Annotated in this window: 24 protein-coding genes; 13 read left to right on the forward strand and 11 right to left on the reverse strand. The window is 60.8% G+C overall.

All coding sequences use genetic code 11. From position 1 onward, the window contains the following. Positions 1 to 12: 12 nt before the first annotated feature. The 4 genes from B060_RS0104255 (at position 13) to B060_RS0104270 (ending at position 3,818) form a co-directional block, all read left to right on the forward strand. The gene (locus B060_RS0104255; RefSeq protein ID WP_018080515.1) at positions 13 to 1,503 is read left to right on the forward strand and encodes a S41 family peptidase; all 1,491 of its coding nucleotides are present in this window, start codon (positions 13 to 15) and stop codon (positions 1,501 to 1,503) included. Positions 1,504 to 1,651: 148 nt separating this feature from the next. Then, positions 1,652 to 2,890: a divergent polysaccharide deacetylase family protein gene (locus tag B060_RS0104260; protein WP_018080516.1), complete on the forward strand. Its 1,239-nt coding sequence runs from the start codon at positions 1,652 to 1,654 to the stop codon at positions 2,888 to 2,890. Then, positions 2,887 to 3,363 carry an RNA pyrophosphohydrolase gene (locus B060_RS0104265; RefSeq protein WP_018080517.1) on the forward strand — a complete coding sequence of 159 codons (477 nt, stop codon included), beginning with the start codon at positions 2,887 to 2,889 and terminating at the stop codon, positions 3,361 to 3,363. The genes B060_RS0104260 and B060_RS0104265 overlap by 4 nt, the downstream gene beginning before the upstream one ends. Positions 3,364 to 3,458: 95 nt before the next feature. Further along, positions 3,459 to 3,818, forward strand: a complete 360-nt coding sequence (locus B060_RS0104270; RefSeq protein ID WP_018080518.1) for a DUF1428 domain-containing protein — start codon at positions 3,459 to 3,461, stop codon at positions 3,816 to 3,818. Between the two features lie 158 nt (positions 3,819 to 3,976). On the opposite strand, the gene B060_RS0104275 is transcribed toward B060_RS0104270, so the two are convergent. Genes B060_RS0104275 through atpH form a run of 5 tightly spaced genes read right to left on the reverse strand, consistent with a single transcriptional unit; the run spans position 3,977 to position 8,737 of the window. After that, positions 3,977 to 4,258, reverse strand: a complete 282-nt coding sequence (locus B060_RS0104275) for an ATP synthase F1 subunit epsilon (RefSeq protein WP_018080519.1) — start codon at positions 4,256 to 4,258, stop codon at positions 3,977 to 3,979. 2 nt (positions 4,259 to 4,260) lie between these two features. Then, positions 4,261 to 5,709, reverse strand: a complete 1,449-nt coding sequence (gene atpD, locus B060_RS0104280) for a F0F1 ATP synthase subunit beta (protein WP_018080520.1) — start codon at positions 5,707 to 5,709, stop codon at positions 4,261 to 4,263. 12 nt (positions 5,710 to 5,721) lie between these two features. Then, entirely contained in the window at positions 5,722 to 6,603 is an 882-nt protein-coding gene (locus tag B060_RS0104285) for a F0F1 ATP synthase subunit gamma (protein ID WP_026172592.1), read from the reverse strand. A gap of 23 nt (positions 6,604 to 6,626) precedes the next feature. Next, complete coding sequence (atpA, locus tag B060_RS0104290) at positions 6,627 to 8,159, reverse strand: F0F1 ATP synthase subunit alpha (RefSeq protein ID WP_018080522.1); 1,533 nt, start codon at positions 8,157 to 8,159, stop codon at positions 6,627 to 6,629. A 5-nt stretch (positions 8,160 to 8,164) separates the two neighbouring features. After that, positions 8,165 to 8,737: an ATP synthase F1 subunit delta gene (atpH, locus tag B060_RS0104295; protein ID WP_018080523.1), complete on the reverse strand. Its 573-nt coding sequence runs from the start codon at positions 8,735 to 8,737 to the stop codon at positions 8,165 to 8,167. A gap of 300 nt (positions 8,738 to 9,037) precedes the next feature. Here atpH and B060_RS0104300 point away from each other — a divergent pair, with 300 nt between their 5' ends. The 3 genes from B060_RS0104300 to B060_RS0104310 all read left to right on the forward strand — a co-directional run bounded on the left by B060_RS0104300 (position 9,038) and on the right by B060_RS0104310 (position 11,608). After that, positions 9,038 to 9,784: a TerC family protein gene (locus B060_RS0104300; RefSeq protein WP_018080524.1), complete on the forward strand. Its 747-nt coding sequence runs from the start codon at positions 9,038 to 9,040 to the stop codon at positions 9,782 to 9,784. 68 nt (positions 9,785 to 9,852) lie between these two features. Beyond that, entirely contained in the window at positions 9,853 to 11,109 is a 1,257-nt protein-coding gene (locus B060_RS0104305) for a serine hydrolase domain-containing protein (protein WP_155847619.1), read from the forward strand. Next, positions 11,093 to 11,608, forward strand: a complete 516-nt coding sequence (locus tag B060_RS0104310; protein WP_018080526.1) for a DUF5063 domain-containing protein — start codon at positions 11,093 to 11,095, stop codon at positions 11,606 to 11,608. The genes B060_RS0104305 and B060_RS0104310 overlap by 17 nt, the downstream gene beginning before the upstream one ends. On the opposite strand, the gene B060_RS26425 is transcribed toward B060_RS0104310, so the two are convergent. Together B060_RS26425 and B060_RS0104320 are read right to left on the reverse strand one after the other, a co-directional pair. Beyond that, on the reverse strand, positions 11,605 to 11,760 hold the full coding sequence (locus tag B060_RS26425) for a type II toxin-antitoxin system ParD family antitoxin (protein WP_018080527.1): 156 nt from the start codon (positions 11,758 to 11,760) through the stop codon (positions 11,605 to 11,607). The two genes, B060_RS0104310 and B060_RS26425, sit on opposite strands and share 4 nt — an antisense overlap. Positions 11,761 to 11,799: 39 nt before the next feature. Further along, a complete protein-coding gene (locus B060_RS0104320; RefSeq protein ID WP_018080528.1) occupies positions 11,800 to 14,031 on the reverse strand; it encodes a primosomal protein N' in 2,232 nt (743 codons plus the stop codon). A gap of 118 nt (positions 14,032 to 14,149) precedes the next feature. Here B060_RS0104320 and B060_RS0104325 point away from each other — a divergent pair, with 118 nt between their 5' ends. Both B060_RS0104325 and B060_RS0104335 read left to right on the forward strand, forming a co-directional pair. Beyond that, a complete protein-coding gene (locus B060_RS0104325) occupies positions 14,150 to 14,845 on the forward strand; it encodes a DUF484 family protein (RefSeq protein ID WP_018080529.1) in 696 nt (231 codons plus the stop codon). A gap of 241 nt (positions 14,846 to 15,086) precedes the next feature. Further along, the gene (locus B060_RS0104335; RefSeq protein ID WP_018080531.1) at positions 15,087 to 16,007 is read left to right on the forward strand and encodes a tyrosine recombinase XerC; all 921 of its coding nucleotides are present in this window, start codon (positions 15,087 to 15,089) and stop codon (positions 16,005 to 16,007) included. 14 nt (positions 16,008 to 16,021) lie between these two features. On the opposite strand, the gene B060_RS0104340 is transcribed toward B060_RS0104335, so the two are convergent. The 4 genes from B060_RS0104340 to B060_RS0104355 form a co-directional block, all read right to left on the reverse strand. After that, on the reverse strand, positions 16,022 to 17,611 hold the full coding sequence (locus B060_RS0104340; RefSeq protein WP_018080532.1) for a tryptophan halogenase family protein: 1,590 nt from the start codon (positions 17,609 to 17,611) through the stop codon (positions 16,022 to 16,024). Positions 17,612 to 17,757: 146 nt separating this feature from the next. After that, complete coding sequence (locus tag B060_RS0104345; RefSeq protein ID WP_018080533.1) at positions 17,758 to 17,973, reverse strand: hypothetical protein; 216 nt, start codon at positions 17,971 to 17,973, stop codon at positions 17,758 to 17,760. 69 nt (positions 17,974 to 18,042) lie between these two features. Next, a complete protein-coding gene (locus tag B060_RS26430; protein ID WP_018080534.1) occupies positions 18,043 to 18,201 on the reverse strand; it encodes a DUF3309 domain-containing protein in 159 nt (52 codons plus the stop codon). Positions 18,202 to 18,288: 87 nt separating this feature from the next. Then, entirely contained in the window at positions 18,289 to 19,947 is a 1,659-nt protein-coding gene (locus B060_RS0104355) for an MFS transporter (RefSeq protein WP_018080535.1), read from the reverse strand. A 160-nt stretch (positions 19,948 to 20,107) separates the two neighbouring features. Here B060_RS0104355 and B060_RS0104360 point away from each other — a divergent pair, with 160 nt between their 5' ends. The 4 genes from B060_RS0104360 to mutM all read left to right on the forward strand — a co-directional run bounded on the left by B060_RS0104360 (position 20,108) and on the right by mutM (position 23,139). Beyond that, a complete protein-coding gene (locus B060_RS0104360) occupies positions 20,108 to 20,344 on the forward strand; it encodes a hypothetical protein (RefSeq protein ID WP_018080536.1) in 237 nt (78 codons plus the stop codon). A 64-nt stretch (positions 20,345 to 20,408) separates the two neighbouring features. After that, on the forward strand, positions 20,409 to 21,029 hold the full coding sequence (locus B060_RS0104365) for a carbonic anhydrase (RefSeq protein ID WP_018080537.1): 621 nt from the start codon (positions 20,409 to 20,411) through the stop codon (positions 21,027 to 21,029). 253 nt (positions 21,030 to 21,282) lie between these two features. Further along, the gene (locus B060_RS0104370) at positions 21,283 to 22,191 is read left to right on the forward strand and encodes an aldo/keto reductase (RefSeq protein ID WP_018080538.1); all 909 of its coding nucleotides are present in this window, start codon (positions 21,283 to 21,285) and stop codon (positions 22,189 to 22,191) included. Positions 22,192 to 22,260: 69 nt separating this feature from the next. After that, positions 22,261 to 23,139, forward strand: a complete 879-nt coding sequence (gene mutM, locus B060_RS0104375; RefSeq protein WP_018080539.1) for a bifunctional DNA-formamidopyrimidine glycosylase/DNA-(apurinic or apyrimidinic site) lyase — start codon at positions 22,261 to 22,263, stop codon at positions 23,137 to 23,139. Positions 23,140 to 23,149 lie beyond the last annotated feature (10 nt).

Genomic DNA, 23,149 nt, shown 5'->3' on the forward strand with positions numbered 1-23,149 from the left:
TTGAGGACCTTTATGAAGAATCTGTACCTAGGTGGTGTCGCCGTTATCGCCCTGAGCATCGGGGCCGTGGCCTATGCCAATCAGCCGGTGTTTTCGCCGCGTTCGGACACCTACCAGCAGCTTGAGCTGTTCGGCAATGTGCTGGCCCTGGTTCAGCAGGATTACGTCGTGCCGGTCGATTCGAAGAAGCTGATCAACGCAGCCCTCGAAGGCATGCTGGCCAGCCTCGATCCACATTCCAACTATCTGTCCGACGACGACTATACGGATTTAAAGGAAAAGACGCGCGGCTCCTACGGCGGCATTGGTCTTGAGGTCTCCAGCGAGGATGGCGCGGTCAAGGTGGTGACGCCGATCGACGACACCCCCGCCCAAAAGGCCGGAATCGAATCGGGCGACTACATCACCGCCATCGATGGCACCAGCATCATTGGCCTGCCGCTCAATGACGCCATCACCAAGATGAAGGGCGAGCCCAACACCAAGCTGATCGTCACCATCGTGCGCGTCGGGAAAACTGAGCCGTTCGATGTGCCGCTGACACGCGAAATCATCACCGTAAAGTCGGTCAAGACGCGCATGGAAGGCGATTTCGGCTATCTGCGTATCGCCAGCTTCTCGGAAACCACCGCCAATGACGCCAAGACACAACTGGCCGATCTGATCGCCAAGAATCCGAACATGAAGGGCCTCGTGCTCGATCTGCGCAACAATCCGGGCGGCCTTTTGGAACAATCGGTCGGCGTGGCCGATCTGTTCCTCGATGGCGGCGAAATCGTCAGCCAACGCGGCCGCGACCCTAAGGATATCATCCGCTATCAGGCCAAGAAGGGCGACATGCTGAACGGCAAGCCCATCGTGGTGCTGATCAATCCGGGCACGGCCTCGGCGGCGGAAATCGTTTCGGGCGCCCTGAAAGATCAGCACCGCGCCAGCATTGTCGGCCTGACCAGCTTCGGCAAGGGTTCGGTCCAGAGCGTGATCGACCTCGGTCAGAACCGCGCCGTCAAGCTGACCACCGCGCGTTATTACACGCCGTCCGGCCAGTCGATCCAGAAGACCGGCATCGAGCCCGATCTTGAAGTGGCGCAAACGAAGGAACAGGCGAAATACATCGCCACCTCGGCCATGCAATATACCGAAGCCGCCTACGGCAATGCGCTGGATGCCGACGAAGGCAAGGCGCGCCGCTCGGCCCACGCCGTTCAGGAAGTGCCGCCGGAAGATTTCGACACCAAGACCGGCGATTTCGAACTGACCCGCGCGCTCGACGTGCTGAAATACAATGGCGACGTCAAGCTGGCCGCGGCCCATCCGCGCGGCGCCAAGCTGGCCGACAGCGATCTGGTCGATAAGCCGGGCGTCAAGTTCGACGCCAAGGCCAAGCTGGCCGGACCGGACGCCAAGAAGGCCGGCACGGCGTCCTCCGCCGCCTCGTCATCATCTTCGTCTTCCGCCAGCGCTGCGTCGTCCAGCTCGGCCTCTTCGGTCGAAAAGAAGTAAACAGCCTGAAAGGGCTCAAGACAAAACCCCGGTGCCCCCGCATCGGGGTTTTTGCATTTTACCGCACGGTCTTCAGCTTTCGTTAGTCTTTGTTAACCCTGATCCGTCACACTCAGGGCTTAGCTTTTCCGATACATCGCCGAAATTCATGTTCGCCAAACCCAAAGCCTCGTCAGACCTGCCAGGACGCCCGCGCTTCGATCCGCCGCGCGGCGCCAGGCCGAACCTGCGCGAATTACCTGGCATAGTGGGGGCGCGCCTTGTCGAGACCTTCAGGAGGCCCTATGTCGCCCCCGTGGCGGCGCTTTGCCTCTTCGCCACCGCCGTCTTTACCTTTCTGAGCCTCGCGGGCGACCCCGATGCCGCCTCGCCGAGCGTGCGCGTCACCCTGAACAAGCCCGCGGCCGCCGCGGCCGATCCGCACGCCAAACCGGACGACAGTCAGTCCGGCATGCAGTCCTTCACCCTCGATTCGCTCGGCCTGTTCTCAGACACGCCGGTCGATGGCTTCAATCTCAACGACCCCAATGCCGCGCCCGTCCAGGGCACGGCGGTGATCACCATGCCGGGCGATAACGGCGTGGGCGCCGGCGCCGCACCCAAATTCACCACCTCCCCCCTGACGCCCGCACCGATCAGCGGGCTTGTCAAGACCACCGACACCGGCCCGCTGCCGGTGATCGGCCCCAACGGCCTGACGCCGGCCGCTGCCTATGCCCGCCCCTTCAAGAGCGATGGCCGGCCCATGGTGGCACTGGTTGTCGGCGGTCTTGGCCTCAATCCGGCCACCACCAAAGAGGCGATCACCAATCTGCCGCCGCAGGTGACGCTGTCCTTCGTGCCCTATGCCGCCGGTCTGCAAAACTGGATCGATCTGGCGCGCGCCAATGGTCATGAGGTCATGATCGAGGTGCCGATGCAGCCCGTCAATTTCCCCGATAACGACCCCGGACCGCAGACCCTGATGGCCAATGCCCGCACCGACGATGTGATCAGCAAGCTGAACTGGGCGCTTTCGCGCGCCACGGGGTTCTTCGCCGTATCGAACTATCAGGGCGGTGCATTCTTCAAGGACAAGTCCGGTGTCTCGACCCTGATGCAGAACCTGAAATCGCGCGGTGTCGCCTTTATCGACGATGGCTCCGCCAAGGGGCTGGATGGCGCCTGGGCACGCGCCTCGGCTGACCGCATCATCGACAACCAGATCAACGCCACCGCCATCTCCGCGCAGCTCGGCGGGCTGGAAGCCACGGCCAAGAGCCGCGGGGCAGCGCTCGGCACCGGCTTCTCCTATCCGGTCACCCTGGCCGTGGCGCAAAAATGGACGCAACAGCTTGAGGCCAAGGGCATCCAGCTCGCGCCCGCTTCCGCGATTGCCCACCAATGAGCGCAGGGCCTGTCGGATATCGCCCCAATGTCGGGCTTGTCGTGTTCAATGCCGCCGGTCAGGTCTGGATCGGGCATCGCTATGGCGTGAACGGTGACCATGCCTGGCAGTTCCCCCAGGGCGGGGTCGATGAGGGCGAGGACCTCGAAGCCGCCGCCTTGCGCGAGCTGTGGGAAGAAACCGGCATCAAATCCGTCGAGCCCATGGGCCGGACAAAGAACTGGATCGTCTACGATTTCCCGCCCGAAGTGCTGACCAACAAGAAGATCGGCAAGAATTTCAAGGGTCAGAAGCAGATCTGGTTCGCCTATCGCTTTGTCGGCGATGAGTCCGAGATCGACCTGAAGGCCCATCACGAGCAGGAATTCTCGCGCTGGGAATGGTGCGCCATCGACAAGGTGATCGACCGCGTCGTTCACTTCAAGCGCGACAGCTACCGCAAGGTGATCGCGGAGTTCAAGGCGCTGGTCTGACGCCATCACGCGCTTGTGTCAGTCCGGCACGACATCCTGCCTTTTTCTGACGCGAAAAGAGCGGACAATACGCCACCCTTACACAGGAGCGCACCATGTCCGAATACGGCTATATCGACGGCTTTCTCATCCCGGTCCGCAAGGACAATAAAGACGCCTATCTCAAGATGGCCCAAATGGCCGCCGAGGTCTGGAAAGATCACGGCGCCATCGATATCGTCGAATGCTGGGGCGACGATGTGCCCGATGGCAAGCTCACTTCCTTCCCGCTGGCGGTGAAACTGGAACCCGACGAAGTGGTCGTCTTTTCCTGGGTCACCTGGCCATCAAAAGAGGCCCGTGACGCCGGCAACGAGAAGGTTATGGCTGACCCGCGCATGCAGATGGAGGACGACATGCCCTTCGATGGCAAACGTCTGATCTATGGCGGCTTTACCCTGTTAAATAAAGGTTAGGCGTCAGGCGACACATGACATCCTGCATCCCTTTTTATATCCCAAAGGATGACATGAAACATAACAAATAAAAAGCCCGCCGAGCGAACTCGGCGGGCTTTCTATTGTCATCACTTTAGCTTCAAAAAGCCTCAGCTATGGGGCGCTTGAGCTAAACTTTACTGAACGTTCTCGCCGTATTCGTTGGCGTGTTCGGCCAGGATGGTCATGCCGTCTTCGTTGACGTCGGCAAAGCCGCCGCGCACCTGGAAGACGCGCTTCGTCGTACCGTCGAGAATGGTGACATCCCCTTCGGCCAGCGTGGTCATGAAGGGCGCGTGGTGCGCCAAGACGCCGAATTCACCTTCGACACCCGGCGCCACGACCTGATCGACCTCGCCCGCGAACAGTTCGCGTTCGGGGGTGACCAGGGAAACGTGCAGCTTATCCGTATCGGCCATGATTACTTGCCTTCGCCAGCCAGCTTTTCAGCCTTGGCAATAGCGTCTTCGATGGTGCCGACCATGTAGAAGGCGGCTTCCGGCAGGTGATCGTAGTCACCGTTGCAGATGCCCTTGAAGCCCTTGATGGTGTCTTCGATCGACATCAGCACGCCCGGCGTACCGGTGAAGATTTCGGCGACGTGGAAAGGCTGCGACATGAAGCGCTGGATCTTGCGGGCGCGGGCGACGGTCGCCTTGTCTTCTTCCGACAGCTCGTCCATGCCGAGGATGGCGATGATGTCCTTCAGCGCCTTGTACTGCTGGAGGATTTCCTGAACGCGCGTGGCGGTTTCGTAGTGTTCCTGACCAACAACGCGCGGATCCAGAATACGCGAGGTCGAGTCGAGCGGATCGACGGCCGGGTAGATACCCTGTTCGGCGATCGAGCGCGACAGAACGGTGGTGGCGTCCAGGTGGGCGAACGAAGCGGCAGGCGCCGGGTCGGTCAAGTCGTCGGCGGGAACGTACACGGCCTGAACCGAGGTGATCGAGCCCTTGTTGGTCGAGGTGATGCGCTCTTGCAGACGGCCCATTTCGGTAGCGAGCGTCGGCTGATAACCCACGGCCGAAGGAATACGGCCCAGCAGAGCGGACACTTCGGAACCGGCTTGGGTGAAGCGGAAGATGTTGTCGACGAAGAACAGAACGTCCTTGCCTTCGACGTCACGGAAATATTCAGCCTGGGCCAGACCGGTCAGGGCGACGCGAGCACGCGCACCAGGAGGCTCGTTCATTTGGCCGTAAACCAGCGTACAGCGCGAGGTGCCCCCGCCGCCGTGCTCGTTCACCTTGGATTCGATCATTTCGTGATAAAGATCGTTGCCTTCGCGGGTACGCTCACCCACGCCGGCGAACACCGAGTAGCCGCCGTAGGCCTTGGCGATGTTGTTGATCAGTTCCTGAATGGTCACGGTCTTGCCAACGCCGGCGCCGCCGAACAGGCCGATCTTGCCGCCCTTCGAATAGGGGCAGATCAGGTCGATAACCTTGATGCCCGTGACCAGGATTTCAGCCGAGGTGGCCTGATCCGCGAACGAAGGCGCATCGGCGTGGATCGGGTTGAAGAACTTGGTTTCGATCGGGCCGGCTTCGTCGATCGGCTCGCCGATGACGTTCATGATGCGGCCGAGCGTGGCCGGGCCGACCGGCACGGTGATCGGGGTGCCGAGGTCGGTGACGTCCTGACCGCGAACGAGGCCTTCGGTGGCGTCCATGGCGATGGTGCGGACGGTGTTTTCACCAAGGTGCTGCGCGACTTCCAGAACCAGACGTGCGCCGGTGGCGGTGTTGGTGGTTTCCAGGGCGTTCAGGATGGCGGGCATGCCACCTTCAAACGAAACGTCGACGACGGCGCCGATGATCTGGGTGATCTTGCCTTTGGCGGCAGTGATCTTTTGTTGAGCGGACATGGGTTCGTATCCTTACAGGGCTTCGGCGCCGGCGATGATCTCGATCAGTTCGGTCGTGATCTGGGCCTGGCGTTTACGGTTATATTTCAAGTTCATCGCTTTGATCATTTCGCCGGCATTGCGCGTGGCGTTATCCATGGCGCTCATCTGCGAGGCGTAGAAGCCAGCGTTGTTTTCCAGCAGGCTGGAGAGGATCTGCACCGACAGGTTACGCGGCAGGAGCGTCTCAAGGATCTCTTCCTCGGAGGGCTCATACTCATAGACCGGCTGCACACCACCGGTATCGGCAGCGGCGGACAGATCGACTTCGGCCGGGATAAGGCGCTTAGGCGTAGGCACCTGAGCGATGACCGACTGGAAGCGCGAATAGAAGAGGGTCACGACATCGGCGCGGCCTTCGGAAAATTCACGCGCGATCAGGTCGGCGATCGGGGTCACCACGTCGATCGTCAGCACCTTGGTGCCCGACAAGTCGAAGCTTTCGACGATCTTGTCACCGTGAGTGCGCTTCAACTGGTCACGGCCTTTACGGCCGATGGTGATGAGGCGAACCTTGTTGCCGGCGGCGGTTTGCTGGGCGATGAATTCGCGCGCGGCGCGGACGATGTTCGAATTGAACCCGCCGGCCAGACCGCGGTCAGCCGTGGCCACGACCACAAGCTGGTTGGTCTGCGAGCCATTGCCGGCCAGCATGGCGGGCGCGGAATCGCCCGTGATGCTCTTCGCCAGATTGGCGATGACCGCTGCCATGCGCCGGGCGTAGGGCCGGGCGTTTTCCGCCGAGTCCTGCGCGCGCTTGAGCTTGGCGGCCGCCACCATCTGCATCGCTTTCGTGATCTTCTGCGTGGCTTTCACGCTTCCGATCTGAGTGCGCATGTCCTTTAAGCTTGCCATTGTTTTGGTCTAACTTTCCGGATTTAGGCGAAGTTGGAGGTGAAATCGGCGACGATCGTCTTCAACTGCTCTTCAAGCTCAGCCGACAGGGCCTTCTTTTCGCGGATCGCGGTCAGAAGATCGGTGTGGCGGGTGCGAAGCGAGGACAGCAGGTCCTTTTCGTAGCGGCCGACATCGCCCACGGCGATGGTGTCGAGATAACCGCGCGTACCGGCGTAGATCACGCAGACCTGCTCTTCAACCTTCAGCGGCGAGTATTGCGGCTGCTTCAGAAGCTCGGTCAGACGGGCGCCACGGGCCAGCAGACGCTGGGTAGCGGCGTCGAGATCGGAACCGAACTTGGCGAAGGCGGCCATTTCACGATACTGGGCCAGGTCGCCCTTGATGGCGCCGGCTACTTGCTTCATCGCCTTGATCTGGGCCGACGAGCCGACGCGCGACACCGACAGACCGACGTTCACGGCCGGACGGATGCCCTGATAGAACAGGTCGGTTTCGAGGAAGATCTGACCGTCGGTGATCGAGATCACGTTGGTCGGGATGTAGGCCGACACGTCATTGGCTTGCGTTTCGATGATCGGCAGGGCGGTCATCGAGCCGGAGCCGTTGTCTTCGTTCAGCTTGGCAGCGCGTTCGAGCAGGCGGGAGTGGAGGTAGAAAACGTCGCCCGGATAGGCTTCGCGGCCCGGCGGACGGCGCAGCAGCAGGGACATCTGACGATAGGCCACGGCCTGCTTCGACAGATCGTCATAGATGATCAGCGAGTGCATGCCGTTGTCGCGGAAGTATTCGCCCATGGCGCAACCGGCGAACGGGGCCAAGTATTGCAGCGGGGCCGGCTCGGAGGCCGAAGCGACGACGACGATGGTGTATTCGAGGGCGCCGTTTTCTTCGAGCGCTTTCACGATCTGGGCGACGGTCGAACGCTTCTGGCCGATGGCGACGTAAACGCAATAGAGCTTGGCGTTCTCGTCGGTGCCTTCGTTGGCGGCCTTCTGATTCAGGATGGCGTCGATGGCGACGGCGGTCTTGCCGGTCTGACGGTCACCGATGATCAGTTCGCGCTGGCCACGGCCAACGGGGATCAGGGTGTCGATGGCCTTGATGCCGGTTTGGACAGGCTCATGCACCGACTTGCGCGGGATGATACCAGGGGCCTTCAGGTCGGTACGACGGCGTTCGGTCGAAACGATCGGGCCCTTGCCGTCGATCGGCTCACCGAGCGGGTTGACGACGCGGCCGAGCAGGCCCTTGCCGACCGGCACGTCGACGATTTCGCCGAGGCGGCGGCATTCGTCGCCTTCCGAGATTTCACGGTCTTCGCCGAAGATAACGACGCCGACATTGTCCTTTTCCAGGTTGAGGGCCATGCCCTTGACGCCGGCTTTCGGGAACACGACCATTTCACCGGCCTGAACCTTGTCGAGACCGTAAACGCGGGCGATACCGTCACCGACGCTGAGGACGGAACCTACGTCCGACACATCGGCTTCTTCACCGAAACCTGCGATTTGAGCTTTGAGGATGGCCGAGATTTCGGCTGCACGAATGTCCATGGGTATTACGCTCTCTTAAGGGCGAATTTGAGGGAATCAAGTTTGGTCTTGAGCGAAGCGTCGAAGAGACGCGAACCTACGCGGACCTTAAGCCCGCCCAGGAGGGCCGGATCAACACGGGTGCTGATCTCGGCGGATTGCCCCAGCGTCTTGGCGAGGGCCTTTTTGAGGTCGTCCAGCTGCGCATCGGAAAGCGCTACAGCCGAGGTCACTTCAGCGCTGACAATGCCTTTTTTGGCGTCGTACAGCTTGTTAAAGGCGGTGATGAAGGGGAACAGGTGATCCATGCGGCCATTTGAAGCCAGAACACCGAGCGCCTTACGTGTCAGGTCGTTGAGGTTCAGGCTCGCCGCCACGGCCAGCAGGCCGCTCAGCTTCACGTCCGACTTATAGACCTGAGAGCCCACGAAGGTGCGCAGTTCGGCGCTGGAAAGCAGGAGCGCCTTCAGGGCCACGATGTCGCCATGCACGACGTCGAGCACCTTATTGTCCTCGGCGAGTTCAAAGGTCGCCTTGGCGTAACGCTCGCCGGCTTCCGTTTCCCGAAATTGCTGATTGTCGCTTAAAGAGCCTGGCACACCAAATCCCGAGCTAGAGTGAATACAAATGTTTTCAGGGGCTTAAAAAAGCTCCCGACGCATGGGCACAAGCTCACGGGCGCAAACACAGCGCCTCTGTCTTACCTGAGCCGCGGGCTCCTTAGCATAGGGATTTTAGCATCGCAACCAATGCCCGCCAGATTCTTGCCCAAAAGCGACTTATCAGATCAAAGTGAAACGCCACACCGAAATGTTGATCCGGACGCCTTGAGATTTAAGGTATTTATTTTATCTAAGTGAATGATATTCCCGTTATCCGCCAGACCGAGAGACATCCCCATGGACGCCCTTACCGCCCTTGCGACCGATCCAGCCGCCTGGGCCGCCCTGCTGACCCTTATCGTTATGGAGGTCGTGCTTGGCATCGACAACCTGATCTTTATCTCGATCCTGACCAACAAGCTGCCGGAAGCGATGCGCCCCAAGGCCCGCGCCATTGGCCTGAGCGGCGCGCTGCTCATGCGGATAGCGCTTCTCTTCACCCTGTCGCATCTGGCCGGCATGAAAGATGTCGTCGTCACCCTGTTCGGCCATGGCTTCTCGTGGCGCGACATGATCCTGCTCGGCGGCGGCCTGTTCCTGGTTTACAAGGCGACGAGCGAGATCAACCACTCGACCGAGCACAAGGACGAAGAGGGTGACAAAAAGCCGCAGGTCAAGATCGGCTTCGCGGCCGCCATCGCTCAGATCCTGCTGCTCGACCTCGTCTTCTCCATCGATTCGATCCTGACCGCCGTCGGCATGACCGATCACCTGCCGATCATGATCGTCTCGGTTCTGGTCGCTGTCTTCCTGATGTTCGTCGCCTCGGGCCCGATCTCGTCCTTCATCAACCGTCACCCCTCCATCGTCATGCTGGCCCTCGGCTTCCTGCTGATGATCGGTATGGTGCTGATCGCCGAAGGTTTCGGCGCTCATATCGAGAAGGGCTACATCTACGCCGCCATGGCCTTCGCCGGCTTCATCGAGGCCCTGCAGATGTTCGCGCGCGGCCGCTCGAACAAGACGATGGGCGGGGAACACTAATTTTCCCTTAGCCATGCCTTTACGGGGCGGCTGAAATCGGCGATCAATCGGGCTCCAGTGGAGTCAGAATGACCAACGATCAGCCGCCCCGTTCTCTTTTGATGCGCCGTGATGTCCTGGCTGGCGTGGCGGGCGGCCTGACAGCGGGCGGCCTGACCCTCTGGGCCGGCGCCACCTACCTGCCCAAAGCCGCGATCCGTCTGCCTGGCACCTCAGCCCCCGCCGAACCGGCGCCTGCCCCCGAACCTCCGCTCAAAGACTGGCCGACGCTCGACGCCGTGGCGCAGCGCATGATCGAGCGCAAGGTGACGCCGGGGCTGTCCTTAAGCGTCATGCGCGACGGCCACCTGCTCTATTCCGCCGGTTATGGCCGTTCGCAACTGGCGCCTTCGCACGATGTGACGCCGCACACCGGCTTTCGTATCGCCTCGATCAGCAAGCAGTTCACCGCCGCCGCCATCCTGTTGCTGGCCGAAGCCGGCAAGCTATCGCTCGGCGATCCTCTGGCGCGCTTTATCCCGGATTTCCCGCGCGCCGATGTCATGACCCTGCGGCAGCTCCTTAGCCACACCGCCGGCCTCGATGACTATCTCAGCGGCCGCCACGCCGATATCCTGACCGCCGCGCAGACCCACGACTATACACAGCAGGGCCTTCTCGAAGCGATCAAGACCAGCGATCCTTTGTTCCGCTGCCCGCCGGGGATGAAGTGGGTCTACAGCAATACCGGCTTCGCCCTGCTTGGCATCGTGGTCGAACGTCTGAGCGGCCTGTCTCTGGCGGAATTCTGCCGGCAGCGCCTGTTCATCCCCGCCGGCATGAGCCGCACGGGGATTGACCCTGTAACCCTCTCCGCGCCCGACCTGTGCGAAGGCCATCGCGCCAATCGATCTTTGCGCGACGGTTTCGGGCAGGTATGGCCGGTGTCGCCCAGCTTTGCCGGCGGCTCGGGCGGCGTACGCTCGACCAGCGCCGACCTGTGCCGCTGGCACGCGGCCTTGCTGACGGGGAAGATTCTCAAAGCCTCCAGCCTTGCCGCCATGCTGACCCCAACGCGCCTGAAGGACGACAGCTTCGCGCTCGACCGCGAAAACACCCGCGCACCGGGTTATGGCCTCGGCATGCGGCTCGGCTTTATCGACGGCACGCCGTTCTTTACCCACAGCGGCCGCATCAACGGCTTTACCGGCCAGCTCCTGACCCTGCCGACACAACGCCTGACCCTGGCTGTTTTGTACAATTGCGATGGCGCCAATGATGGCGGCTTCTTCCCCGCGCAACACGATCTGCGACAGGAAGCGATCCGGCTTGGACGGATGGCCTGATTTTCAAAGAAAACCTACACTGTCCGAACAACAAAACTTAACGCAGCTCATTGAGCACTATCTTGGCTTCATCCTGTTACCAGAACGGATAGGTGAAGATGGCGGCGTGAAGACTGATGCCCCGATGCATATTCTCGACCAGTTGGCTATTCGCACTCATGATAAATCAGGCATTATCCCCGAGAATGAAGGGGAGGACGTAGTGCGGCTGGATTATCAGGACACATACAAAAGCCTGACGCAGCACTTTCCCGATTATAGTTATTATAGCGCCGTTCTCGACATTAATGATGCGGTCAAGGACGACAACTTGGCCGCTGCAGATCCGCTAGATGATTTGGCGGATATAGCTGTCGATTTAGCTGCAGTCATCGCCGTATCAGAGAAGTATGGGGAGGCCGCAGGACAATATGCATTTGTCGAAAGCTATCGCATCCACTGGGGATACCACCTGCGTCAATTGCAGGTCTATTTGCATTGTCAAATGACCGGCTGCTAAGCGCTAAATAGAATGCTTGTCGCGCATTTCAGCAAGAATGCGTCGAAATCAAACTCTGTCGAGGGACCGCTCTCCTCCCCGGCAATAAATGCGGCGCGCAGGGCTTCAAGTTTCGCTAACTGAACCTCGTCCAGTTGATCGTCTTCTGCCATGGTCGTTCTCAGGTTCATGGAATTGAGAAGAAGAAAATATCACAGAAAACTATAGGGGTCGATATCGACGACCAGCCGGATGGCGTTGGGGCGTTTGATCGCCGCCAGCCAGTGGTTCACAAAGGCCTGCAAATCGCGGTTACGGTCAGCCCGCACAAGGAAACGCTTGCGCCATTGCCCGCGCACCAGGGCCAGCGGCGCGTCCGCCGGGCCGTAAACATCGACCCCTTCGGTATTGGGAATAAACAGCGCCAGTTCACGCGAAAAGCGATTGAGCAGGTTCTGATCCTTGGCAGAGAGGATCAGCGCCGCCAGCCGCCCGAACGGCGGGAACTTCGCGATCTCGCGCGACATCGACTCATAGGCATAGAAAGCATCGCGGTCTTGATGCGCTAAGGCCTGCATCACCGGATGTTCCGGCGTATAGGTTTGCAGGACCGCCTTGCCCGGCTTGAGCTTGCGGCCCGCCCGTCCGGTGGCCTGCGCCAATAGCTGGAAAGTGCGCTCGGCGGCGCGCAAGTCCCCGCCTTTCAGCCCCAGATCGGCATCAACAATCCCGACCAGCGTCAGGTTAGGGAAGTTATGCCCCTTGGCGGCGGCCTGAGTAGCGATAATGATATCGATCTCGTTGTCTTCGATCCGCTTGATCAGCGAGGCCGAAGAGGCGGCATCCGGCGTGGTGTCGGACGAGAACACCTCGGCGCGTGCCTCCGGAAAACGCGCGTGCACCTCTTCCAGAATCCGCTCCACCCCCGGCCCGACCGAGATCAGACTATCCTGTGCCCCACAATGCGGACAGGTTTTGGGCTTGCGCATAGAAAAGCCGGTCAGGTGACAGACCAGCCGCCCCGAGGCGCGGTGCTCGACCAGCCAGCTATCGGTATTGGGCGAGGTCATCTTCTCGCCGCACGCCTTGCACAGCACCAGTGGCGCATAGCCGCGACGGTTGAGGAACAAAAGCACCTGCTCCTGCCGGCGCAGGGTGGCGATGATCTCGCCCACCAACGTGTCGGACAGCCACATCTGCTCGCCGCGTCCGCCCTTGGCCGGTGTGTGCACCTTCATGTCGATCAGGGATATATCGGGCAGTTGCGCGGTGCCGTGGCGCTGCTCCAGCCGTATCCAGGCGTAGCGGCCCTTTTCGGCATTCGTCAGGGTCTCCAGCGACGGCGTCGCCGAGGCGAGGATGACCATGGCGCCATCGAGCCGCGCACGGAACACCGCCAGATCGCGGGCATGGTAACGCGCGCCTTCCTCCTGCTTGTAGGAGCCGTCATGTTCTTCATCGACCACGATCAGGCCCAGGCGCTGATAGGGCAGGAACAGCGCCGAGCGCGCGCCGACCACCAGCCGCACATGCCCCTTGGCCACGCCTTCCCAGATGCGCCTGCGGTTACCATTGGAGATATTGGCGTGCCATTGCGCCACCTCGACGCCGAAGCGCGCCTCAAGCCGCCCCAGCACGGCCTGCGTCAGGGCAATTTCCGGCAGCAGGATCAGCACCTGTGCGTCCGGATCAGAGCGCAGCAGATCGGCGACGGATTCGAGATAAACCTCGGTCTTGCCCGATCCGGTAACGCCATCGAGCAGGACCGGCGCGAAGGCGTGCTTGTCCTGTTCCATGCGCAAAAGCTGATGCGCTGCGCCTTGCGAGTCATTGAGACGGGCTGGCGCAAAATCAGGATTGGGCTGCGGCCACACCTCTTCGCGCGCCAGATCGACCTTGTGCAGCACGCCTTCCTTTTCCAGCGCCGACACCACGCCGGTCGAGACACCGGCGGCCATGGCCAGATCGCAAAGCCCCATCGGCACCAGCGCCGTATCGAGCACGGCTTGCCGCGCCTTGGTCATTCTAATTTTTTGGCGAGCCGGCTGTTCATCGGTCAGCACATAGCCCTGCTTCGGGGCGGCACGCGGGATTTTCAGCGCGCGCAGGCAGCCATTGAGGAAGATACCGGGCGGGGTCAGGGTCCAGCCGGCGGCCCACAGCCAGAAAGTGAGGCTCGCTTCCGGCACGATCGGATCATCGAGCTTCGCCAGCACCCCCTTGATGCGCGACAGATCCTCATGGGCTTCCGGCGTCTCGAAGCCGATCACCAGACCGCGCACCTTGGCATGGCCCAGCGGCACGATCACATGCTCACCGGCCGCTAAGGACATACCGACCGGCAGGGCGTAATCCAGCGCCTCGGCCATCGGCGCCAGCACAACGACCTTAACGATCGTGGTTAATTTTTCATTGAAAAGGGGATCGGGAGGGGCCGGACTCATGGTTTTAGCGTCTAGCACGAAATCCCCGGCTTTGTCATAGCCGGATGCGGAAAGCGCTTCACAGACGCACAAAGCCGCTTTAAGGTAAGCGCAGTAATTGACGGTAGAGACGCATTTTATGAGCTCCGACGGTGGCCTGACCTCCCTTGATCTCGACGACTGGCAGGCCCTGCGCCGCCATCTCGTTCATAATGCGTCCGAATTCGCCCCGGAAATCGCCCGCGACAAGGCGCTGCTTGAAGCGCTCGGCCTCCAGCCCAAATCGCGTCATCTGATCGATTTCGGCCCCGCCGCGCTGTCGCGCCTGGAAGCCCGCGCCATGAAGGATTTCGATGTGCGCCGGCAGTTGGAAATGACCGCCAAGGCCAATTTCGACGCCCAGAGCCAGACCCACGGCATGACGCTGAACCTGATGGAGGCGCGCAACCATTCCGATCTGGCCCGCCGCCTCAATGATGAAGCCCGCAACCGCTTCGGTCTCGTCGCCGCCACCATCGCGCTCGAAGACACCGCGCCGGTACCGCTGGGCTGGAAAACGCTAGATTACGGCGGGGTTGACTATATCGTCGGCGAAAACGGCCTGTCGCTGCTCGGCCCCGACGCCGTCTGCCGCGTGCTGTTCGATGACGACGTCAAGCGCATCAAATCAGCCGCCGTGCTGCGCATCGCCCTGTGGCGCGAAGGCCGCCCCGGCCTCGTCGCTTTCGGATCGAGCGATTTTGACGGCTTCTCGCCGGACATGGGCGCCGAACTGGTCGCCTTCGTGGCGCGCGTGGTCGAGCGCGTGGCGGATCGCTGGCCGGTTCTCTCCTAAAAGCCAATCTTATCAAAACCTTTTCGAACCTGGCCTCGGCGATAAACAAATCCTTAGGATTTGGCCTTAAAATTATCCACATGCCCACCTATATTAAGGTTTCAAGGATGCCCCCCTGCGCCTATGAGGCCCCCCTCCTCAACGCCCCCCCAAGGTTTGGCGTGGAGATAGCCCTCTCACCACTCCTGCCCTTCCGTAAGGATGGGGAGGGTGGCCACCCCGGCGCAGGGGGGATGTTCTTGTGACCCCCTCCCTTTTCGATGCCCAGATCCGCTGGATAAGCTGGCTCAAGGACCAGAAGCGCTGTTCGGCGCGCACGCTGGAAGCCTATGCCCACGCCCTGCGCTACTATTTCGATCATTTGAGCACCTCCCTGCGCACCGATCTGACGCTGGAAGATGTCGTGACCGTCTCCTCCGGTGATATTCGTGGCTGGATGGCCCATCTGCGGGGCAAGGATGAGCCTTTGTCGGCGCGATCCCTGGCGCAACACCTCTCGGCCATCAAGTCGTTTCACAGCTTCCTCGACCTGCATTTCGACATGCCCAACGCACAGGTGGCGCTGATGCGCGGCCCGCGCCTGAAAGCTACCCTGCCGCGTCCGCTCACCCAGGATCAGACCCTTGGCCTGCTCCACGAAAATCAGATGGACTCGGACCGTGACGACTGGGAAAACGCCCGCGACGAGGCCGTCTATATGCTGCTCTATGGTCTGGGCCTGCGCATTTCCGAAGCGCTCTCGCTACAGGTAAAGGACGCACCGCTTGGTGATACCCTGCGCATCGTCGGCAAGGGCAACAAGATGCGTGCCCTGCCGGTTCTGGCCGCCGTGCGTGACGCCATTGAGGCCTATCGCGCGCAGCAGCCCTTTACGCTCCAGCCAGAAGACAAGCTGTTTCGCGCCAAACGCGGCGGCGAACTGTCACCGCGCCATGTTCAGGCCAGTGTCCAGCACCTGCGCTCGCGGCTGGGCCTGAGCGATCGCGCCACGCCGCACGCCCTGCGCCATTCCTTCGCCACCCACCTGCTCGGTTCCGGCGCCGACCTGCGCTCCATTCAGGAACTGCTCGGCCACGTGTCGCTCTCGACCACGCAGAAATACACTCAGGTCGACACCGAGAAACTGCTCAGCGCCTATGCCGCGGCGCATCCCAAAGGATAAAACGCCAAACCCTGCTACTTTGCCATCGCCAGCGGACTGGCGGGCGGACGCTCGACAAAGCCGTTCTTATAGACCGCATTGATCAGATGGCGGTGGGTGACCAGATCCTTCTGCGCCTGTTCGCCGAAATGGGCGATGCGGGCGAAAAGCTGATCGGCCAGCGCCTGCTGTTGCAACGAACCGCGCGCGGCATCGAACCGGGTGTCGAAGTTCATGCCGTAGAGGATGTACTGATAGCTGAAGAAGGCGAAACTCTCGTGGTCGAGCACGAAATCGAAGCGTGACGGCGGGCGATGCTTCCAGATATCCAGCAGATCGCGCAGGTGTTGCGGGATCGAGTCCGGCCGGGCGTTATCGACCCAGAAGGGCTCTGTGCGCTTGCTCAGGGCATAGTGTAGCTTGATGAAGCCGATGATGGTGTCATAGCGACGGACCATGAGATCGTTGAAGATCGCCGCCGAGGCGTCGATGGGGCCGTGATACGGGAAGAATTCGACGATCTTGTTGACCGCCGATTCGATCAGCACCATGCCGGTCGATTCCAGCGGCTCAAGAAAACCCGCCGATAAACCAACCGCGACGCAGTTTTTGACCCATTGCTGCGTGCGATAACCGGCTTCAAAGCTGATGCGGCGCGTCTCGCCCGCTTCGGAACCGCTTTTGGCGACATAGGCGCGCAACACCTCTTCGGCGCGTTCATCGCTGGTGTATGACGACGCATAAACGTAACCGATGCCGCGGCGGTTGCTGAGCGCGATATCCCAGGTCCAGCCGGCCTCATGCGCCGTCGAGATGGTGTAGCTTTCGAGCGGGCCATCGGGTTGCGTGTAAGGCACCTGCGTGGTGATGGCGCGATCGGTGAACAGGATATCGTCGATCGGCTTGAAGGGCGCCTTCAACGCCTTGCCGATCAGCTCGGCACGGAAACCGGTACAGTCCACATAAAGATCAGCGCGCATCTCGCCGTGCTCTTTTGAGACCACACAATCGATGGCGCCGTCCGCCGTCAGCGGCACATCGCTGAGTGTGCCGGTCAGGTGATGCACGCCCAGCCCTTTGGCGTATTTCGCCAGCACGCCAGCGAAGCGATGGGCGTCGAAATGGTAGGCGTAGTTGAGCGGTCCCTGGTAATTGCCCTGATGGATGCGCTTGGGCGCCATCTTCGCGTCGGCCACCTTCTTCTGGAAGGTGACGGCCTCGGCGAAGGGCAGGCGCGTCGCCTTGTCCTGCAAGAGCCAGTAGGGCACAAGATTCAGCTCTTCGCGCGACCAGTAGGGCGACTCGAAGGGATGAAAGTAGTGGCTGTGCCGGCCGTCCGAGGGCGTCACTTCCCAGTCGTCAAAACGGATGCCCTGCTTAAAGGTGGCGTGGCTCTCGCGCATGAATTCGGCTTCATCGATACCGAGGGCGCGCAGGATATTTCGGATGGTCGGGAAGGTGCCCTCGCCCACGCCGATAATACCGATCTCGGCCGATTCCATCACAGTGATCTTCGGGCCGCCGTTACGATCCGTGCCCAGATGCTTGGCCAGATAGGCCGCCGTCATCCAGCCAGCCGCGCCGCCGCCGATGATCAGAACGTCTCGCGCTGTGCTGTGGATCATAAAATGCGCCCGCTTCCCATTGTCCCGTTCGGTTTATAAGCCGGTTTTATAGGGCTTTTCCCGACCTGTCCATGCGCGAAGCCAAAGCGTTAGGGTATGGGCGGTACGGTATGGGTTGCGCAGGTGATGCACGGTCACACGCTCGTCTAGTCGACCTTCTTCTCGATGGCATCGCCGGCTTTTTCGACCGGATTGCGATCCTTGAGCTGATCGCCGGCCTTATCCACGCCATTGGGCAAGGCTGTGACCGCGTCGCCGACGCGCTCCGGTCCGCTGCGGTTATCCGGCATGTTGAGCAAGAAGATGGCGAGGATAACGACGACCGCGATGCCGCAGATGATATAGATGCTGCGATTTTTCATTGAGCGCATTCCTGAAAGCATGACGCACTTTTAGGACTAAAAAGCGCGTAAAAACAAAAAGATAGAGTCTTATATTCGGCCCATCAGAACCAGAATAATGATGATGACGGCGACAAGGCCCAAGCCGCCGCTGGGGACATACCCCCAGCTACGGCTGTGTCCCCAGGTCGGCAGGGCGCCGATGAGCAGCAGAACCAGAATGATGATCAGGATCGTGCCCAAGGACATGGCGGCCTCCCAATGATTATGTCTGGGGAGCAGCCTATGGACGCACAGGTAAGGATGACATGCGCGTTCAGGGCGTAAAATATAAGCCTAGTCTATGGAGCCAAGATCGCGGCCGTGCGTTTCCTTGAGGAACAGGAGCGATACCAGCACCGCCAGCAGACCGGTGGCGACCGGATACCACAGGCCGAAATAGATATTGCCCGAGGCCGCCACCATGGCGAACGACAAGACCGGCTGGAGCCCGCCAAACCAGCCCGTGCCGATATTGTAGGGCAGACTCATGGCGGTGTAGCGCACACGGGTCGGGAACATCTCGACCAGCAGCGACGCCATCGGGCCATAGAGCGCCGTACAGGCCACGGCGAAGACGCACATGATGCCGAACATCGCCCACATATTGGACTTGGCGCGATCAGCCTTTTCAGGGTAGCCGGCGGCTTTCAGCGCGGCCTTGACCTCGCCGGTCGCCCTGGCTTTCAGCGCCTTGATGGCGGCCTTGTCGAGCCCGGCACCGGATGGCATGGCGATGACCTGCGTACCGATCCGAATGCTGGCCGTATCTTTGGCCGCCGCGTCCGGACGGTTGACGTAGGGCGTGCCGATGCCGGTGACGACGCTCTTGGCCAGATCGCACGGCGTGGTGAACTGCGCCGTATTGAAGAGATCGAACTGGAAGCTGCATTGTGCCGGATTGGCGACAATATAGACCGGATTTGTGCTCTGCGCCGCTTCGAGATCAGGATTGCCGAACTTCATCAGACCCTGATAGCCGGGGAAGAAGCTCAAGACCGCCAGAAGGATGCCGAAGATCATCACCGGCTTGCGGCCGATCTTGTCCGACACGGTGGCGAACACGACATAGAGCGGCGCCGATACCAGCGTCATGCCCATGACCAGGGTGTTCATATCGGCCGGATCGATCTTGACCATCGAGGTCAGGAACACCTGCGTATAGAAGAAGGTGGTGTACCACACCACGCCCTGCGCCGTCATGAAACCGAACAGGGCGATCAGCATGCCTTTCAGGTTCTTCCAGCGCGTAAAGATTTCGCTGAGCGGCGACTTGGCCAGTTGCCCCTGCTCGTGCAGCGCCTTGAAGGCCGGGCTTTCAGCCGTTTTGGCGCGAATATAGACCGACACGACCAGCAGGCCGGCCGAGACGATGAACGGGATGCGCCAGCCCCAGTCTTCGAACGCCGCCTTGCTCATCATGGTGCGCGTCGCCAGAATGACCAGCAGGGCGGCGATCAGGCCGAAAGCGGCCGAGCTTTGAATCCAGCTCGTGAAAGCGCCGCGCTTGTTGGAAGGCGCGTGTTCGGCCACGTAAATCGCCGCGCCGCCATATTCGCCGCCAAGGGCAAAGCCCTGCACGATGCGCAAGGCCACCAGCAATATGGGCGCCACAATGCCGATCTGTTTGAAGGTCGGCAGCAGGCCGATGGCGATGGTGGCCAGTCCCATGACGAGGATGGTGTAGAGGAAGGTGCCCTTGCGGCCCTTCTTGTCGCCAATATGACCAAAGACCAGCGCCCCCACCGGGCGCGCGATAAAGCCGACCGCGAAGGTGGCCAGTGCCGCCATGGTGGCCAGGGTGTCGGACAGGCCGGCGTAGAAATTATGGGCGATGGTGGCCGTCAGGGTGCCGAAGATGAAGAAATCATACCACTCAAACGTGGTGCCCGCCGCCGAAGCGATCACGATTGTGCGCAGGTCGCGCGTCGCCGTCTTTGCTGTCTGATCCGACATGCGTTTCCCCATCTGCCCGTTCCGGGCCTCTTCTTATGGCATTTGAACGAAAGCTGAGCGGATGACAAGGCCCCACTCACAAGGGCCCTATAACAAGCCTTGGCGTCGGGGTGATTTTGCGGTTAAGGTAGGTTCAAGGCTCATCGTGTGGGGGTGTGTGATGAAATTTTCCAGTCCGGTCCAGTCTGCCGAAGGTTTGACCTCCTATGCCAGGGTCAATCGCATCCGGCCGTGGTCGGTGGCGCTCAATATTCTCGAAGGCCTGCTGGGTCTGCTCGGGGTGGTGGTACTGATTCTCGTTATCCGCGCCGGCTCGTTTGAAAAGGCCGGCCTGATCATCGACCAGACGCTCGGCAACGTCACGAACAGCTTCGAAAAGCTGATCCCGCATCGTTAAAAACGCTTGATCTGTCTGGTTCTGTGTCTATAACCCCGGCGGGGTTTATCTAAGGGTACAGACCATGCTGGATCGACTGATCGAGAAAAACCGCATCTGGGCACACCAGAAAACCGAAATCGATCCCGAATTTTTCAAACGCCTCGTCGCCCAGCAATCACCGGAATATTTCTGGATCGGCTGCGCGGATTCGCGCGTGCCAGCCAATGAAATCGTCGATCTTGATCCAGGCGAACTGTTCGTCCACCGCAATGTCGCCAACCTCGCGCCGTCGCAGGACGCCAACTATCTCAGCGTTCTGCAATATGCCGTACAGGTGCTCAAGGTGAAGCACATTCTGGTGGTGGGCCACTATGGCTGCGGTGGTGTCCGCGCCGCCGTCGAATCCCAGGGCGACAGCCTGATCGATCACTGGCTGGCCCCGATCCGCGAAGTGGCGCACAGCCATCAGCACGAGCTCGACGCCATCGGTAATGATGTCGCGCGTCTGGATCGCCTGTGCGAACTGAACGTCATTTCCCAGGTGCGCAGCGTCGCCCTGACGCCGATCGTGGCCAAGGCGTGGCGCGAGCAGCAGCCCATTACCATACACGGCTGGGTTTATTCGATCGCCAATGGTCTGGTCACCGATCAGGGCGTAAGCGTCGGTTCGCTGGAAGATCGCCAGAGAATTTTCGATATTTAAGGTCTGTAACGCTTGTTGACAGTCTGTGCACAACTTAACAAACCTGTGCATGGTACACCGGCAATAATTTGAACTTTAAGCCAAAATACGAAAATTAAGTCCTTATTAACCATAATCTTTATGAAAAAAGCGCCCATAGCGCATGGGTTTTTTATTTCCTGTAAAGAGCTTGTTTATGGTTTACCGTCCACATTCGACCCATTCCTTTCTTGGTTAAGGAATCTGGTTAAATGATTTTGGACAGTGCGCATTCATGGCGGCAAACCTCGGTCTCGGTTCAGCGCAATTTGGCGGTGACTACGGCATATCCAACACCCGCGGTCGCGTGGGTGAGGAAGACGTGCGCCAGATCCTTGAGCTGGCCGCCGATTGCCGCATCCTGAACATCGATGCCTCGCACCATGACGGCGATGTCGAACGCATTTTAGGCCGCAACTGGCCCTTCCCCTCGCCTTTCAAACCCCAGATCCGTACCCTGCGCCTTGAAAAAGGCCTCGACTGGCTGGAATCGCGCCTGCGCCGCTCGGTTGACCATATGGGCCTGGTGCGCGCCCACGCCGCGCTGGTCGATGCCGCCGAAGACCTGACCGGGCCGGAGGGCGACGCCCTGTGGACGCGTCTGGAAAAGCTGAAGGCCGACGGCCTGATCAGCAAGATCGGCATCAGCGCCACCGCCGCCGACCAGCCGGTGCTGCTGGCCCAACGCTTCAAGCCCGACATCATGCAGGTGCCGGCCTCGATCCTCGATCAGCGCCTGGTGCGCAACGGCGCCATCAAAACCCTTGCCGAACTTGGCGTCGAGGTCCAGATTCGCTCGGTCTTCCTGCAGGGCCTGCTGTTCCTGCCGCGCGAAGCCCTGCCGGCCAACCTGATCCCCATTGGTCCGCACCTGTCGCGCGTCCGTCGCATCATGGCCGAAAGCGGCGCCGACCCGCTGCACGCGGCCTTGAGCTTTGCGCTCAATCTCGAAGGCGTCTCCACCGTCATGGTCGGGGTCACTTCGGCCGCCGAACTGCGCGCCATCGTGGCGGCCTCCGAACGTAAACCCCCGCGCATCAATTACGACGCCATGGCGCTCAGCGATGATGTGGCGCTCGATCCGAAACAATGGTTCGCCGATCTGGGTGAACAGGCGACACGCCGTCTGGTGCGGGTCGCGTAAAGACCCAGCCCTGTGTTATGGGGTGCAGGGAACTATGTCCCCTGCGCTTAACCCCCCGGAGCCCCCGCCATGCCCGAACTGCCCGAAGTCGAAACCGTCCGGCGCGGGCTTGAACCGCATATGCAGGGCGCGAAACTGAGTGAGGTCCGGCTGCATAGGCCCAACCTGCGCTATCCGTTTCCGGAGCATTTCGCACAACGTCTGGACGGCGCCGAGGTGTTGCGGCTGGAACGCCGCGCCAAATATCTTTTGTTCTATCTCGATACGCAGGATGTCTGGGTGACACATCTGGGCATGACCGGCCGCTTTCAGGTGAATGACAGCCCGGAAGACCTGGCGCGTTATTATCATGCGGCCGCGCCCGACGAGAAACATCTGCATTTCCAGTGCCTCGCCACCCTGCCGGAGGGCGGCGTCAGCCGGATCGACTATTACGACCCGCGCCGCTTCGGCTTCATGCTGCTGCTCAAGCCCGATGAACTCTACGAAAGCAAGTGGTTCAAGGGCCTTGGCGTCGAGCCCCTCTCGGACGAACTGACGCCGGCACACCTGCTGGAGATGGCGCACGGCCGCAATGTCAATCTTAAGGCGCTGCTGATGGCCCAAGGAGGGCCAAAAGGCGGCATCGCGGGGCTCGGAAACATCTATGTCTGCGAGGCGCTGTGGCGGGCACGCCTGAGCCCTGACCACAAGGCGTCGGCTTTGAAGCCCAAAGAGGCGGCGTCGCTCATCGAAGGTATCAAGACCGTGCTGGAAGAGGCCGTGGCCTCGGGCGGCTCATCCATCAGCGATTTCGCCGCCGCTTCGGGGGAGCTGGGTTATTTCCAGCACCGCTTCTGCGTCTATGATCGTAAAGGACAGCCCTGCCCTCGTAACGATGGCGGCGTCATCGAGCGCAAGGTGCATCAGGGACGGTCGAGCTTCTTCTGCCCCGTCTGCCAGACATAGCCTGTCCGGA

This window comes from Asticcacaulis benevestitus DSM 16100 = ATCC BAA-896, assembly GCF_000376105.1.
Lineage (GTDB): Bacteria > Pseudomonadota > Alphaproteobacteria > Caulobacterales > Caulobacteraceae > Asticcacaulis > Asticcacaulis benevestitus.